Source organism: Cytobacillus mangrovibacter (genome assembly GCF_042865275.1).
GTDB lineage: Bacteria > Bacillota > Bacilli > Bacillales > Cytobacillaceae > Cytobacillus > Cytobacillus mangrovibacter.
On the sequence record NZ_JBIACJ010000007.1, the window covers coordinates 240,610 to 254,737 of the forward strand.

The following is a 14,128-nucleotide window of genomic DNA, read 5'->3' on the forward strand; positions in this document are numbered from 1 at the left end:
GTTTAATCTGCTATTGTCAGTCTAATTTTATCAACAGTGTTTATAGAATTGAAAGATTATTCTTGCAAAAAAAGAATTTAGTCATGAAATAGAACCTGCAATTCCTAAAATTGCTGATTGATGAAAACGTTTTCAAAGGTGAAAAGGTACTTCATTTTGAATCCCATACTTTAATTCCTATTCCAGTTTGCTGTATTAAAAAATAATACATTTTTGAGGAGAATTCACATGGGGAATGTAACTTTTTGGAAAAAGGGAGACATTGCTGCTTCCTTCGGTTTGTTCGTTAATGTTTTGACAGACTTTTTGGTTATGATCTCATTATTAATTGGTGTAGTTGGTATGCCAACAGAGTTTGTTTTTAAACGAATTGTTCCTGGCTTTGGACTTGCGGTATTGATATCCGGTGTTATTTTTGCTTATTTTGCTTATAAATTAGCTAAGAAAACAGGTAGAACAGATGTTACCGCACTACCCTCAGGTTCTAGTTCACCAGGTATTTTTCTTATCGTATTTGTGATTATGCTCCCTTTATATCATCAAACACAGGATGCTGTTTTCACAACATCAGTCGCTGTGCTTTGGGGCTTTATAGAGGCTTCCATTTTATTTTTAGGTGCATTCATAGGTGAAACGATTAGAAAGATCGTCCCAAGAACTGTATTGCTAGCAGCCTTAGCAGGTTTGGCATTTGTATTCTTAGGCATGAACCCAATGCTACAATCTTTTGAAATGCCTGTAGTGGCATTTGTTGCCTTAATAATCATCTTCATGAACTGGTTAAGTAAACACCCAATATTAAAAAAGATACCTACAGGTTTATTATTGATCGTAGTTGGAACTGCAATTGCTTGGATAGCTGGATATCAAAATCCTTCTGATGTTACTGAAGCTTTAAAATCATTTGGCTTTAATCCTCCTATGTTGCATTTAAATGGTCTTTTCGACCATATTGACGCTGCTTTGCCATATTTATTAACTGCTATACCTTTAGGGTTATCAAACTTCATTTTTAATCTAGAAAATGTTGAAGCTGCTGCTGTTGTTGGGGATGAATACAACACTAGAGACGTTATGCTTGCGAACGGTTTTTCTACTGCAATTGGTGGCATTTGTGGGAATCCATTCCCAGTAACAGTATATGTAGGTCATGCCGGTTGGAAAGAAGTTGGTGCAGGTTTAGGCTATTCCATTGCTAGCTCTGTTGCCATATTCTTATTATCGATTTTCAGTCTAATGGGTCTTTTACTAGCTGTAGTTCCAATAGCCGCTATTGTTCCGATGCTTGTGTTTATTGCGATTGTAACAGGGCATCAAGTTGTTAAAGAAAGTCCGAAATTTGAAGCTCCGGCAATCTTTGTATGTTTCTTCCCATGGGTTGCTAACTGGGCACTTGTTGCTGTTAATAATGCACTTTCAGCTACTGGTATGTCAGTAGGGGAAGCTGCTGGTCAAGTTTCTTCACTTGCTCTGCACAATGCAGGTCTTTTCTATGATGGCTTGGTTGCTCTAGGTAATGGCGCTCCTATTACTAGTGTACTTTGGGGTTGTATAGCTGTATTTACTATCCGTAATACGCCTATTGGAGGTATAATTGCTGCAGTGCTTGGAGCTGTTTTAACTTTTGTGGGTGCAATTCATACAAACACTCTCGGAATGGCACAAGATATTGCTATGCCTTTCGTTTGGGGATATCTACTAATTGCAGCATTTTTAGCGTATAAACTCTATGTAAATAAGAAAGAAAATATTGGTCCTGTTACAGAGTAAATATAGAAGCTAGTGAACATAAATTGATGGGAGGCTTTTATGATGGATTACATGAAATTAGCTGTGGATGCAACAATTGAAGGAATGAATAAAAAAATTGGTGGACCATTTGGTTCAACAATTGTACGAAATGGTGAAGTTGTTGTAGCGATAGGAAACACTGTATTAAGAGATACAGACCCTTCTGCACATGCTGAAATGGTTGCAATCAGAGAAGCATGCAAAAAGTTAGGAACATTAGACTTATCAGATTGTGAGATTTATGCTACATGTGAGCCATGTCCTATGTGTGTAGGTGCAATTATCTGGTCTGGAATTAAAACCGTATACTACTGCAGCACAAATGAAGATGCTCATGTGCATGGTTTTTCTGACAAACATCTTCGTAACTATTTAAAAGGTGAAGATGATAGTGTCCTTAATATGGTTAAAGTTGAAAATAGAGAAGATTGTGATCACTTATGGGAGCATTTCCATAAATTAAACGAAGAGAAGTAATCTAGTTTTTCATATATATTTGATCCGGCCCTATGAATCTAGTGCCGGATTTTACTATTTTTATTGTTTCTCTAAACGGAAGGTGAAAAAACATCAATGAAATCGGAGAAAAATTATTTAAGTATCATTCAATGGCTTGTTTATTTACTAGCCAACTCTATAGCGATCCCAATTGTTATCGGTGATATTTTTCAATTATCAGGTGATGAAATTTCCACACTTATGCAACGAGTGTTTTTTATTGTTGGTCTCAGTTCATTGATCCAAGCAATATTTGGGCATCGATATCCAATTGCAGACGGTCCCGCCGGGTCTTGGGTGAGCATTTTCGTTATTTACGCAAGTATAGGGATACAGCAAGGAAAACCTGTGGTCGAGACATTGCAAATACTTGAAGCTGGGCTACTGATTTCAGGCTTGATTTTATTCTTATTAGGGATAACAAAGTGGGTTCGGTATATCTTATTCCTTTTTACTCCGATTGTCACGGGGATTTTTCTACTTATATTAGCTGTTCAACTAAGTTGGGTATTTTTGAATGGAATGGTCTCAAGTGCCAATTCCGAAGTTCAAATTAATATGAACAGCATTTTGCCTTCTTTATTGGTATTTTTTCTAATCATTTTTTTAATAACAAAGGGTAAGGGATGGTTGAAGAACTATGCAATTCTAATTGGCATTTTGTTTGGGTGGGTGCTATTTTCCATTTTAGGAGAAGGAAGAATATCTTTATCGACATCAGATGAACTGATAAAACTACCAAAATTATTTGCCTGGGGGTTCCCTGACCTTAATGGCAGTATTATGATTACGGCCATACTATTTACTTTTTTATTAATCTCCAATACAATTGCTGCTATTTCTTCAGCCGAAGAAACCATAACTAATCAAAAAGGCTTGTTTCAGGAAAGGCTTTATTCGAGTACATGGGTAGGTGGAGTGTCACATCTATTATCGACCATGTTTTCGAGCATTGGTGTAGTCCCATTACCAGCAACTGCTGGCTTTGTAAAGTTGACAAAGCAATATCGAATGTTTCCATTTCTTTTTGCTTGTGTAACATTAATTGTGATTTCGGTATTCCCGAGCATTGTAGGCTTACTAGCATCACTTCCATTACCAGTTGCTAGCGCAGCACTATTAGCTACACTAATCGAAATGTATGGAATTGCACTCCGTTCACTAACAAAACAGCGATTAAATAAAAGAAATATGTCAATTATCGGTTTATCAGTCCTTGTGGGAATTGGCACTATGTTTCTTCCTGAGGATTTCTTTAGTGGTTTACCAAGTGTAATACAGTATATATGTTCTAACGGGTTACTAATGGGTACATTTATTGCTGTTTTCCTTGAATTACTTTTAAAGAATAATAAAACTTTAGTAGAGAAGATACATGAATAACCCATTTGGGTATTAGGAATTTCCATTGCTTCATCTGTTCCAATCGGAAGGCTTGTAATGCCGATACCTTTACTTCAAAAACAGGGAGTAAACGTTCTGCTTGGAAATGACAGCATTACTGATCACTGGTCACCATTTGGAATTGGAGATATCCTGCAGAAGGCACATCTTGCTGCACAATTATATAATTGGAGCAATGAATATAACCTATCTCGCTCACTAACGCTCGCTACTGGTGGCATTACTCCGTTAGATGAATTTGGAAACCAAGTTTGGCCAAAGATTGGTGACGATGCATCTGCGGTACTCGTTCCAGCAAGTTGCTCGGCAGAAGCTGTAGCACGTTTGCCAAAGCGTGTCGCTATACTGCATAAGGGGAATTTGTCTTCAGGTTCTTTGGAAAGAAGTAATGAATAAGAATTGGTAGGCAAAGAGGAAAATGTCAAGGGGAAATAGTAGAAATAAAAAAGGCTGCTAGTATTATACAAAAGCAGCCTTTACTATTTATTTCACAGATTTTTATTATTTAATCCAAATGAACTTGGAGAAACTCAATAACCTGCTTAAGTGCATTTTGCACAACAGGATGATGAAAATCTTTGTCGAATGTGTGCTCTCCGTTTGGAATTGTAATTAACTTCGTTTCTATTCCCTTTTTAAGTAATGCGGCCCTCATGAAGACAGATTGTTCATATGGCACATCCATATCATTCGTTCCGTGTAAAAATAAAGTAGGTGGATAACCTTCATTAATATTATGAATGGGGGAAAATGATAATAGCTTCTCCTTATTAAATTGCAGGTTTGTACCTGTTACTTCTTGAATCCATTCACCAGTTTGTCTTGCATATAAATATAAAAGAAATCGTTCTTCAACAGTTCCCTTCGTAATAATATGATTTGACACAAGCTTCCAAGCAATTTCTTTGGGTACGGAGTCTTTTTGACAGTAGTATTTATTGGGGCTGGTTGCCCATTTTGTACTAATATCACCGTAACCATAAAAGGAGACTAGTGCACGAGGTTTGTTTATAAAAGTTCCTGTACTAAGTGCAAGAAAACCACCAGCAGAACTTCCCATTACAGCTATTCTTTCAGGATTAATTGAAAAATATTTTGTTCCTTCCGATTCCACCCAATGTAAAGCATCCTGAACGTCTTCAAGTATGTCTGGTAATTTTGATTCCGGTGCTAGTCTGTAGTCAATTGAAAACAACGCAAAACCATTTTGAGTATATAGTTGTACCATTTCCTCGGTAAGCTCTTCTCTAGTCCCCCAAAGTAGGCCGCCTCCATGAATGTAAACAATTACTGGAGCATTTTTACGGTTTGTCCCGTAAAAATCAGCTTTAAGGGTATAGTGATCATTTTTTTTATATATTATAGTACTCTTCATTGGTGTCATTCACATCCTATTAAGTAGATCATGCAAAGAATTTATATAAGTATAGCAAACCGTTAAATTTATATCATTGTTCATGTTGCACAATTAAAGTCACTTTCATTTGGGAAGGTTATACGATGATTAAATTATTATGAAGCTTGTATAATATAAGAATCAGAATTTATGAACAATAGGATTGGAGATATCGGTATGGATAGCAGGCAGAGATATCAAGTGCTTCTTAATAAAATCAATCAATATAACTCAGGTGATAAAGGAATCACAAGAATTGCATATACAAATGAAGAACAGACTTGTACACATGCTTTTATGCGTATGTGTAAAGCAGAAGGATTAGACATACGGATGGATCAATGCGGTAACATTATCGCTAGAAGAGAAGGAAGAATAAAAGGTCTTCCACCTGTGTTAATGGGATCCCATCTAGATACTGTTTACCAAGGGGGTAAGTATGACGGAGTAGTAGGGGTTACTGCTGCATTGGAAGTTGTTAAACGACTCAATGAAAAAGGAATTGTAACAGATCACCCAATTGAAATTATATCATTTGCTTGTGAGGAGTCGTCTAGATTTGGTGTTTCAACCCTAGGGAGTAAAGCGATGGCTGGTCTTTTTGATAAAGAAAAAGTTGGAAATTTAAAAGACCGTGATGGAATGACATTGGAAGAGGCTCTATCCTTATGCGCATTTGAAATTAATAGTATTGAATTTGCAAGTAGGAGAGATGAAAAAATAAAGGCTTTTTTCGAATTACATGTAGAGCAAGGTCCGGTACTAATGAACGATAATAAAAAGATTGGTATTGTTACAGGAATAGCGGCTCCTGTGAGATTATCACTAATAATAATGGGAACACCTTCACATTCAGGTACGACTCCAATGAATATGAGAAAGGATGCTTTTCTTGGTGCCTCCGAAATAGCTCTGGAGCTTGAAAAAATAGCAATTGAAGAACAACCTTATGGAACTGTTGCTACTGTTGGTGTTGTCGATATTCATTCGGGTGCAATGAATGTTGTTCCAGGAGAAGTTGAGATTAAAGTTGATATCCGATCAACTTCAGTAGATTCAAGGCAGAGGGTGTTAACCCATTTATTTCAAACTATTGAATTAGTGGGAAGAACTAGACAGCTAGAAATCATTAGTCATGAAATAATCTCTGAGGAACCAGTATTGCTATCTGCTGAAATTAATGATGTAATACAAAAAATTTGTGAGAAAAGGAATCTCCCGTACAATATGATGCCAAGTGGAGCAGGGCATGATGCCATGAATATGGTAAAACTATGTCCTACAGGACTAATCTTTGTTCCATCTGTAAATGGTCTTAGTCACCATCCGGACGAGTATACCGATCTAGATGATATATTAATAGGTATTGAAGTGCTAGAAGAAGTTGTTCTTCATTATTCTAAAATTGATTCTGATTTTAGTTAAAGAAACGAGAAAGTTACACTATTATGACACTTTGGTAGTCCTTTTATTCTTATTATTGGTTCTTTACTGACATTACATTTTGTTCCATTTAAAAAGTCTTTAAAAAATTTTTAAAACCGCACCGATGGAAGATCCATTATTAATAATTCAACAATCTCACACTAGATGAATATATTGCGAGTAATAGCTTGATGGGCGGTGTGAGTAATGGATAAAGATATGGAACTGCTCTTGACGGGGACGGGATTTTTAGTGGCAGGCACGTTTTTCTCCGCTGTTGGAGCAACAAAAGTACTTGTGACAAGGGAAGACGATGGCCTAGCGTTTGTTGTGAAGGGGAATACGATTGAAGGGATTGGAAATAGTCTGCAGGCGATTGCTCGTGAAAAATTAGTAGAAGATCGAGAAGCAGATGAAAAGGAGCTTTTGGCGATTATCGGCTGCTGGTTTCAAGCGGGGGGCAATGCTGCAAATGCGATTGCGAACGAAATGATTCTGAAGGGTGTGGAAGAAAAGGCTGGATTGCAGTTGAATGCACTTGGCAGCGGGATTCAAACCGTCGGTGGTTCGTTTGAGGCATTCGGGGTGCAGGATGAGGGGAAAGGTGTAGTTCTAGGGGCTGCGCTTATTTCACTTGGCTCCCTGCTCGATGCGATTTCCAATCTTTATATTCTTCGGGAAAAGGAAGATAAGGGCAACTCCATTGCAGTGGCGGGTACATATATTGAATTTGCTGGTGCATTGATTGCTTTTGCAGCATTGACACAGCTCATACAATCAGAAGAAGCCGAGCGCTATCATAACTCAAATCATATGCAAGAATCATAAAATCTTATAATAGGGAAATTAGCAATATAAATAACAAGTAAAAACGCTCAGAGTAAATTCTGAGCATTTTTGGATGTAGAATTAACTATCTTCCATTCAATTAAAAGCTCCTAATTGTCAATGGGGGCTAATAAGTGCCTTCTACTCTACCTTAATAATATCTAAACTTTTGGTAGTAGAAATCAAATCAATTGTATGATTTCCTTTTTTGTATAAAACGGAAGCCCCTTCTCTTTCCCCTTTTTTCCAACCATTTGCTTTAAGTGCGATTTTGTAATCAAAAGGTATTCCATTTTCTTCAGAAGCCCTCGCCCAATCATAACTTTTTGATTTGTTACTTTCTTGAACTAATTCGCCTTTTTTAGGAATTGGGAAACCGTATAAATCTTTTGACGACTCATATAGTGATAATGTAATGAAATAGTAACCAATACCAATTCCTATTAAAAGTACCATTATAGAAATTGACCATCCTACCTTTTTCTTTATTACACCCACCTCATTTAAAGTTTTTGGTAACAACTTTTTAGTAGTTTATAAAATGATTTTAACATAAATTTTCCATTTGTCTTTAAGAAATAGTTCGCTAATATTCAGCAAACTACCTAAAGTAAAAAATATCTTTTGAGGGAACAACATATCTCCTTTCATTAAATTAGAAACCTTTTATGAAAGAAAACGTAATAATAAAAGAGTCATCATTAGTATAACTAACCTTTAAAAGGGGTGATTTTATGGCTGAAATTATTATTACAGTAATTCTTATGATTCCTTTATATGCAGTGTTGATTTGGACTTATTTTTACCCGGAAGAAAGTTTGTTGTTTGGAAAGAGATGGATGTACAATGAAGAACCAGAAATTTCTAAAGCAGCTATCCGTTATACTAAATTCGTCTCAATTATTGCTATAGTTGGATTGCCTATCTTTCTATTAAGTTTCATATTTGAAATACACGCTCTCAGATTACTGTTAGTGATATTTCCAATAGTATTTATATTAGGGGCATTTAAAATTTTTACGGATGATTGAGAGGATTAAAAAGAGTGGTAAGTATTGACTAATGGTAACTATGACGACTCAATAAACAGATAAGGAGGAACAATGTTGAAGAGAATTTTAATCATTTGCATCAGTTTGGTTATAGTACTGTTTGCTGCCGGTTATTTATGTCTGAAATTCCTTCCACCTTTTACTGCAATACAGAGTGCTAGTGCAATGGAAAATCAAATTGTATTAGTGGACGTAGGGAACAATTACCCTTTCGGTGATATCCAGATTCAAGATGTGATGGTAAATAATAATTCTAAACCATCAAAAGCAAAAGTTCAGGTAAGCAATCACTCTAAAGGCTTCATTATCTCTGACAATTTTGATGGGGAGGAAGCAAGAGAGTATTCTTTTAAAGATTTAGATGAAGTAATGCTGAAACCAAAGACGAACCCCAAAGAGCAGCTTAAAGAAGTAAATGAAGGCAAAGCAGACAAAGCCGCTATTATTTATGCGATTACATTGAGCCACGAGGAGCCAGTTCATAAGGTGATTATTAAGTATCGGTACCTATTTTATGAAGGAGAAATGGAGCTTTCTATAGATTAATAGAATTAAAGGGTCTAAAGAGACTTGAGTAAATTTCGTTTAATTAAGTGACGGCAAAGAGCAACGTTCAACTTTTTTCGCTGCTCTTTAAATTATCTTACTGGGACACGTGAGACGAAACACCGTCCCATTCGGAATTATTATGCTTATTTGCTTTTTGTTTTTGCTTGAACCAAAAATCTGGTGGTTGATAATTAATTAGAGAATAGTCAAGTTCGCCTCCATTAGTGGCTAATTGAACTAATAAATATTTTTCCTTGTTACTGGGCTGCAGATCGCCCGTTTTAATTGTTAATACTTTTACTCCAGTTCGTTTTGGTGTTCCGACAACAACCACTTGATTCCCTTTTGTATAAATACCTGTCACATCTGTTTGAAAAACAATTAAATATAGGTCAAGGTCTGTTTCATTCTGAAATGTGGGAAACGTAATTCCTATATTCTGTTGGAAATTTAATTCTCCTGAAAGCCCAATATCATAAAAAGTGAATAGCCGATGGAGAGCATAATGAATTCGAGATGGCATATAACTCCATCTTCCTCCCCAATAGGTGCTATGCCATTGTTCTTCGTAAATGGGTCTTATATAGTTCGAATCGGTTTTTATCGTTTTAAAAGGAATTTTTGTCCCTTGCTTTAACACTTCAGAGATAGGAATGATATCGGTAGGAAAATAGACTTCTGTACCTGTCTCAAAGGGAAAAGGTGAATCAATGATAGATGTAGGTTGCGGTGGTTCAAGGTTATCTAAACGCCGTTCCAGTTCTTGAATTCGCTTATCTTCACCTGTCGTTTCACTCGCTTTTGAATGGGGTGAAGGACTGAATAAAAATAAATATAAAATCATGGAAAAACAAATAATAACTTTTTTCTTCGTTTTTAACATAATCTTATCACCTCACCATATGTTTCTACTCTGGCGAGGGAGTTATACGATATATTTGAACGGATTAAATGAAGTTCTTGTAGAAAATCCAATTGCAATCATTCATAAAAATATGAGGATCAAGTTAACAAAGGAAGAAGACAAATTCACTTTAGATGAGGATCCCCTGATCAATGAGAAAGGAACAGAAAAATGATAATCAATTGGGGATGCTTGGCTACTGAACTGAAGAAAACTTTTAATGAAATCAGGCAGGGAACGTTCAAATGAAGGAGTTTTTTTGATAAAGTTAAAGTGAAAAAAGATATACGGAGGATACATAGATGACAGAAATTAATATTCAAGTTGCCCTAAGAACAGGAAATTTAGATGATGCAGAGGCTGTGTTTGAAATTCAAAAGGAAGTAATTTCAGAAAATGAATTTATGATTTCTGTAATAGAAGAATTTAATGAAACAACGGAGCAGCAAAGAAGTTGGATACAAACAATTTTAGAGAATGAAAGAGAAACAATTATTGTTGCAGAAAGCAAAGGGAAAGTAATTGGTTTAATTGTATTTCGGTCAGAAAATACGAAAAGGCTTGCCCATACTGGTCATTTTTTTATTATGATAAAAAAAGATTATCGAGAAATGGGTATTGGTAAACTCCTTATTACAGAACTATTAAACTGGGCTAAACAAAACCCTCTAATTGAGAAAGTAAGTTTAGGTGTCTTATCAACGAATCACAGGGCAATCTCCTTATATAAAAGTATTGGATTTATAGAAGAGGGGCGAAAGATTAAAGAAGTGAAGTTCAGTGAGGAATTATATGTAGATGACATTTTGATGTATAAATTGGTCTAGCCTATTTTAAATAAAAAGTTATATACAAACGAAAAAATAATGGAAAAACGCAGTAATTTACCTGCGTTTTTTTGATTTAGAAATATTATTTTATTGTCTATTTTTCCTTTGTCATTTTGATGAGTGTAATAATATCTTTTGATACTTCATCATATGGAACAGAATCTGCTTTTATATCGTTTTTAATCTTTTCAATCAGAACGATAGCCGCAGGATTTGTTACCGTTAGCGTTTGCACATTGCCATTAAAGACCTTGTTCATATAACTTTTAGCTTTAATGAGGTTATCATCCTCTTCATCGGCAGCAATGTTAACTGTATCTGCTTGGTTTTGGTCTTTTCTAGACATTCCATCCACACCATTCAGGATATGTTCCTGCATGGAATCGTATTGAGTGGAGGTCACTTCAGGAGTTGCTCGTGCAAGAATAACCGTGTCATCCAGAACAAACACCTTGATTCCGTTGATTCCTTCACCACCTAATCTTGATTCAAGATGGGAAGAGATTCCTCCATCATGTAATCCTGAGCTCCCAATTAAGCTGTATACATTCGTTCCTGCTCCATGAGAGGTTCCTCCATGTTCATCGGTTGTCTGTCTTTTTTCCCCGTTTTCACTTGGAATAATTAAGCCATCATTTATATTTCTAGTTGACACACTTGTATCATAGACGCTTGTTTCGTTTACTCCATGTGTATTATGCTGCTGACCTCCTTCTGCTTTAACCGTTTCATCAATTGCATTTTCCTGACCTGCACATGCAGTGAGGAATAAAAATCCGCTAATTATTAACGTATTTTTCCAGATTATTTTCATTATTTTCCACCTCGAAAAATTAGATTTAATGGTATCTTGCCCAAATTTTTTTCATGTATGAATAGATTTTTTCCGGGCAATCTATCCTTAAAATGTAGGAGGTGGACTTTATGCCAGAAAACACCAATCATCAGGATAAGAATGAATCTCTTTCGCGTCGCAGGTTTCTTAAGAGTTCTGGTATAGCGCTTGGAGGTTTGGCAGTAGGTGGTGCATTGGGCAGTTTAATTCCATTTAAAGAGAAAACCAATGTAGAAAATGTTAAGGTCGACAAGAAAACTGAAAACTATAATTTAGCATTAATGTATTTTACTCAAGAGCAATTTAAAATAGTTGAAGCAGCAACCGAACGTATTTTTCCAGCCGATGATAATGGACCAGGTGCGAAAGGATTAGGTGTGGCCTTCTTTATTGATCATCAGCTAAGTGGAGAATGGGGCTTTAATTCAAGGGAATACATGCAGCCTCCTTTCTTCAAGGGTGAAAAAGTCCAGGGGTATCAAGGTCGAATTAAGCGTCGTGAAATATTTGATATTGGTTTACGAGAACTGCAAAATCATAGTTTAACGAAGTATAAAAAGAGTTTTATTGAGCTGAGTGAGGAAGAACAAGACGATATTTTAACAGATTTTGCAGAGGACAAAGTCAATCTTACAACGATTTCTGCAAGCGGATTTTTTTCTATGCTAAGGAGCAGTACATTAGAAGGGGCGTATAGTGACCCATTATACAGCGGAAACCGAAATATGGAGGGCTGGAAAATGAGGAACTACCCAGGCAGTCAAATGGCCTATACGGGTATCATAGATAAAAAATTCACAGTGATTCCTCCGGTAAGTTTAAAGGATCACCTAGGACATTAGCTAGGAGTTTTCCCACAAATGGAACTACGAATGAGGTGATTGTAATGGCAAAGAAATTACCAAAGATTGATGTTGTTATCGTTGGCGTTGGATGGGCAGGTGGAATTATCGCTGCCGAGCTTACGAAGCAAGGCTTGAATTGTGTCGGATTAGAAAGAGGGAAAGAACGAAAAACTGAAGATTATTTTATGGTGCATGATGAACTGCGTTATGCGTTAAGATACGAACTGATGCAGGATCTTTCGAAAGAAACGATTTCATTCAGAGGAAATGAGAAGATCCGTGCGCTGCCTATGCGGCAATATGGATCATTCCTATTAGGGGATGGACTAGGGGGATCGGGTGTTCATTGGAACGGGCAAACCTATCGTTTTCTACCTTATGATTTTGAAATTCGCAGCAAAACAATTGAGAGATACGGTGAAAAAAAGATTCCAAAGGATATGACCATTCAAGATTGGGGAATTACCTATGATGAATTGGAGCCCTATTTCGATAAATTTGAAAAAATGGCTGGGATTTCTGGAGAAGAGAACCCGCTAGGCGGGAAAAGATCCAGTCCATATCCGACCCCACCGATGAAAACAACACCATCACTTGAAATGTTTAAGAAGGCAGCAACAAATCTAAAACTGCATCCATACAATCGACCTTCTGCAAATCTTTCCGAGGCCTACACAAATCCGGACGGGGTATCGCGTGCTGCATGTCAATATTGTGCTTATTGCGAGAGGTTTGGGTGTGAATATGGAGCAAAAGCAGATCCTGTAGTTACCGTTCTTCCAGTAGCAAAAAAGACAGGGAAATTCGAAATTCGTACGCATTCTAATGTAAGACGCGTGTTAAAAACAGGTAATAAGGCAACTGGAGTTTTATATGTAGATACAACAACCGGAGAAGAAATTGAACAACCTGCGGATATTGTTGTGTTAACTAGCTATGTGTTTAATAATGTTCGGTTACTATTGCAATCAGGCATTGGCCGTCCATATGACCCAATGACAGGTACAGGAGTCATCGGAAAAAATTACGCTTACCAAGTTCAAAAAGGAAATGCGACAGGTTTCTTTGAAAAAGAAGAGTTTAATACTTTTGCTGGTGCAGGTTCATTAGGGATGGTGATTGATGATTATAATGGAGATAACTTTGATCATTCCAATCTACAATTTATTCATGGAGGCTCCATTGCCATATCTCAAACAGGTTTAAGACCGATTTCAAATAACAAGGTGCCTAAAGGAACTCCGTCATGGGGCAAGGAGTTTAAAGCAAATTCAATAAAATATGCCAATCGTACGCTATCCGTTGGAGGACAAGGGTCCAGTATGCCATTTAAGCATCATTATTTGGATCTTGATCCAACCTATAAGGATGAATTTGGAGATCCGCTTATTCGGATTACATACGATTTTGAGGAACAGGATCGCCAACTGGCGAAGTATTTAACTGACCGATGCGTAGAAATCATGAAAGAAATGGGAGCAGACCAGATTGATTCGATGAATGAGCTAGGTCCTTACGATATTACAACGTATCAATCTACTCATAATACAGGCGGTGTTATTATGGGAGCAGATCCGAATACTTCTGCCGTTAATAATTATTTGCAAATGTGGGATGCTGAAAATGTCTTTGTTATTGGTGCTTCAGCTTTTGCCCATAATGGTGGTTATAATCCTACTGGAACAGTTGGTGCGTTATCTTATCGGGCAGCTGAAGGTATTTTATCCTATAAACAAAAGGGCGGCATCCTAGCTTAATCGACGAAATGAGG

At 36.6% G+C, this 14,128-nt stretch carries 16 protein-coding genes; 12 read left to right on the plus strand and 4 right to left on the minus strand.

What is annotated here, in order from left to right; translation table 11 throughout:
* Positions 1–228: 228 nt before the first annotated feature.
* From ACFYKT_RS14690 to ACFYKT_RS14705, 4 genes are all read left to right on the plus strand, one after another.
* Entirely contained in the window at positions 229–1,770 is a 1,542-nt protein-coding gene (locus ACFYKT_RS14690) for a xanthine permease (RefSeq protein WP_389221042.1), read from the plus strand.
* Positions 1,771–1,812: 42 nt separating this feature from the next.
* A complete protein-coding gene (locus ACFYKT_RS14695; RefSeq protein WP_389221045.1) occupies positions 1,813–2,268 on the plus strand; it encodes a nucleoside deaminase in 456 nt (151 codons plus the stop codon).
* A 96-nt stretch (positions 2,269–2,364) separates the two neighbouring features.
* Positions 2,365–3,672: a purine/pyrimidine permease gene (locus tag ACFYKT_RS14700; RefSeq protein WP_389221048.1), complete on the plus strand. Its 1,308-nt coding sequence runs from the start codon at positions 2,365–2,367 to the stop codon at positions 3,670–3,672.
* A gap of 57 nt (positions 3,673–3,729) precedes the next feature.
* Complete coding sequence (locus ACFYKT_RS14705) at positions 3,730–4,089, plus strand: hypothetical protein (protein WP_389221051.1); 360 nt, start codon at positions 3,730–3,732, stop codon at positions 4,087–4,089.
* Between the two features lie 109 nt (positions 4,090–4,198).
* Here ACFYKT_RS14705 and ACFYKT_RS14710 read toward each other — a convergent pair whose 3' ends face one another.
* A complete protein-coding gene (locus tag ACFYKT_RS14710; RefSeq protein WP_389221053.1) occupies positions 4,199–5,068 on the minus strand; it encodes an alpha/beta hydrolase in 870 nt (289 codons plus the stop codon).
* Between the two features lie 171 nt (positions 5,069–5,239).
* On the opposite strand from ACFYKT_RS14710, the gene ACFYKT_RS14715 reads away from it, so the two are divergent.
* Together ACFYKT_RS14715 and ACFYKT_RS14720 are read left to right on the plus strand one after the other, a co-directional pair.
* Positions 5,240–6,514 (plus strand): Zn-dependent hydrolase, encoded by a 1,275-nt coding sequence (locus ACFYKT_RS14715; RefSeq protein ID WP_389221056.1) that lies wholly within the window; start codon positions 5,240–5,242, stop codon positions 6,512–6,514.
* Between the two features lie 207 nt (positions 6,515–6,721).
* Positions 6,722–7,342 (plus strand): DUF6944 family repetitive protein, encoded by a 621-nt coding sequence (locus ACFYKT_RS14720; RefSeq protein WP_389221058.1) that lies wholly within the window; start codon positions 6,722–6,724, stop codon positions 7,340–7,342.
* Between the two features lie 141 nt (positions 7,343–7,483).
* Here ACFYKT_RS14720 and ACFYKT_RS14725 read toward each other — a convergent pair whose 3' ends face one another.
* Positions 7,484–7,798 carry a hypothetical protein gene (locus tag ACFYKT_RS14725; protein ID WP_389221061.1) on the minus strand — a complete coding sequence of 105 codons (315 nt, stop codon included), beginning with the start codon at positions 7,796–7,798 and terminating at the stop codon, positions 7,484–7,486.
* 278 nt (positions 7,799–8,076) lie between these two features.
* On the opposite strand from ACFYKT_RS14725, the gene ACFYKT_RS14730 reads away from it, so the two are divergent.
* Complete coding sequence (locus ACFYKT_RS14730; RefSeq protein WP_389221064.1) at positions 8,077–8,373, plus strand: hypothetical protein; 297 nt, start codon at positions 8,077–8,079, stop codon at positions 8,371–8,373.
* Between the two features lie 75 nt (positions 8,374–8,448).
* On the plus strand, positions 8,449–8,940 hold the full coding sequence (locus tag ACFYKT_RS14735; protein WP_389221067.1) for a hypothetical protein: 492 nt from the start codon (positions 8,449–8,451) through the stop codon (positions 8,938–8,940).
* Positions 8,941–9,037: 97 nt separating this feature from the next.
* On the opposite strand, the gene ACFYKT_RS14740 is transcribed toward ACFYKT_RS14735, so the two are convergent.
* Positions 9,038–9,826, minus strand: a complete 789-nt coding sequence (locus ACFYKT_RS14740; protein WP_389221070.1) for a hypothetical protein — start codon at positions 9,824–9,826, stop codon at positions 9,038–9,040.
* Positions 9,827–9,881: 55 nt separating this feature from the next.
* Between ACFYKT_RS14740 and ACFYKT_RS14745 the strand changes: the two genes are divergently transcribed.
* Both ACFYKT_RS14745 and ACFYKT_RS14750 read left to right on the plus strand, forming a co-directional pair.
* Positions 9,882–10,022: a hypothetical protein gene (locus ACFYKT_RS14745; RefSeq protein WP_389221073.1), complete on the plus strand. Its 141-nt coding sequence runs from the start codon at positions 9,882–9,884 to the stop codon at positions 10,020–10,022.
* Between the two features lie 127 nt (positions 10,023–10,149).
* Positions 10,150–10,674: a GNAT family N-acetyltransferase gene (locus ACFYKT_RS14750; protein WP_389221076.1), complete on the plus strand. Its 525-nt coding sequence runs from the start codon at positions 10,150–10,152 to the stop codon at positions 10,672–10,674.
* 97 nt (positions 10,675–10,771) lie between these two features.
* Here ACFYKT_RS14750 and ACFYKT_RS14755 read toward each other — a convergent pair whose 3' ends face one another.
* On the minus strand, positions 10,772–11,491 hold the full coding sequence (locus ACFYKT_RS14755; protein ID WP_389221079.1) for a hypothetical protein: 720 nt from the start codon (positions 11,489–11,491) through the stop codon (positions 10,772–10,774).
* Between the two features lie 110 nt (positions 11,492–11,601).
* Between ACFYKT_RS14755 and ACFYKT_RS14760 the strand changes: the two genes are divergently transcribed.
* Complete coding sequence (locus ACFYKT_RS14760; RefSeq protein ID WP_389221083.1) at positions 11,602–12,354, plus strand: gluconate 2-dehydrogenase subunit 3 family protein; 753 nt, start codon at positions 11,602–11,604, stop codon at positions 12,352–12,354.
* Between the two features lie 44 nt (positions 12,355–12,398).
* Positions 12,399–14,114 (plus strand): GMC family oxidoreductase, encoded by a 1,716-nt coding sequence (locus tag ACFYKT_RS14765; protein WP_389221086.1) that lies wholly within the window; start codon positions 12,399–12,401, stop codon positions 14,112–14,114.
* Positions 14,115–14,128 lie beyond the last annotated feature (14 nt).

What these genes read in the sequence shown, in the direction of transcription:
- ACFYKT_RS14690 (WP_389221042.1), top strand. Translation starts at nt 229, where the DNA reads ATGGGGAATGTAACTTTTTGGAAAAAGGGAGACATTGCTGCTTCCTTC.
- ACFYKT_RS14695 (WP_389221045.1), top strand. Translation starts at nt 1,813, where the DNA reads ATGGATTACATGAAATTAGCTGTGGATGCAACAATTGAAGGAATGAAT.
- ACFYKT_RS14700 (WP_389221048.1), top strand. Translation starts at nt 2,365, where the DNA reads ATGAAATCGGAGAAAAATTATTTAAGTATCATTCAATGGCTTGTTTAT.
- ACFYKT_RS14705 (WP_389221051.1), top strand. Translation starts at nt 3,730, where the DNA reads ATGCCGATACCTTTACTTCAAAAACAGGGAGTAAACGTTCTGCTTGGA.
- ACFYKT_RS14710 (WP_389221053.1), bottom strand. Translation starts at nt 5,068, where the DNA reads ATGAAGAGTACTATAATATATAAAAAAAATGATCACTATACCCTTAAA.
- ACFYKT_RS14715 (WP_389221056.1), top strand. Translation starts at nt 5,240, where the DNA reads ATGAACAATAGGATTGGAGATATCGGTATGGATAGCAGGCAGAGATAT.
- ACFYKT_RS14720 (WP_389221058.1), top strand. Translation starts at nt 6,722, where the DNA reads ATGGATAAAGATATGGAACTGCTCTTGACGGGGACGGGATTTTTAGTG.
- ACFYKT_RS14725 (WP_389221061.1), bottom strand. Translation starts at nt 7,798, where the DNA reads ATGGTACTTTTAATAGGAATTGGTATTGGTTACTATTTCATTACATTA.
- ACFYKT_RS14730 (WP_389221064.1), top strand. Translation starts at nt 8,077, where the DNA reads ATGGCTGAAATTATTATTACAGTAATTCTTATGATTCCTTTATATGCA.
- ACFYKT_RS14740 (WP_389221070.1), bottom strand. Translation starts at nt 9,826, where the DNA reads ATGTTAAAAACGAAGAAAAAAGTTATTATTTGTTTTTCCATGATTTTA.
- ACFYKT_RS14750 (WP_389221076.1), top strand. Translation starts at nt 10,150, where the DNA reads ATGACAGAAATTAATATTCAAGTTGCCCTAAGAACAGGAAATTTAGAT.
- ACFYKT_RS14755 (WP_389221079.1), bottom strand. Translation starts at nt 11,491, where the DNA reads ATGAAAATAATCTGGAAAAATACGTTAATAATTAGCGGATTTTTATTC.
- ACFYKT_RS14760 (WP_389221083.1), top strand. Translation starts at nt 11,602, where the DNA reads ATGCCAGAAAACACCAATCATCAGGATAAGAATGAATCTCTTTCGCGT.
- ACFYKT_RS14765 (WP_389221086.1), top strand. Translation starts at nt 12,399, where the DNA reads ATGGCAAAGAAATTACCAAAGATTGATGTTGTTATCGTTGGCGTTGGA.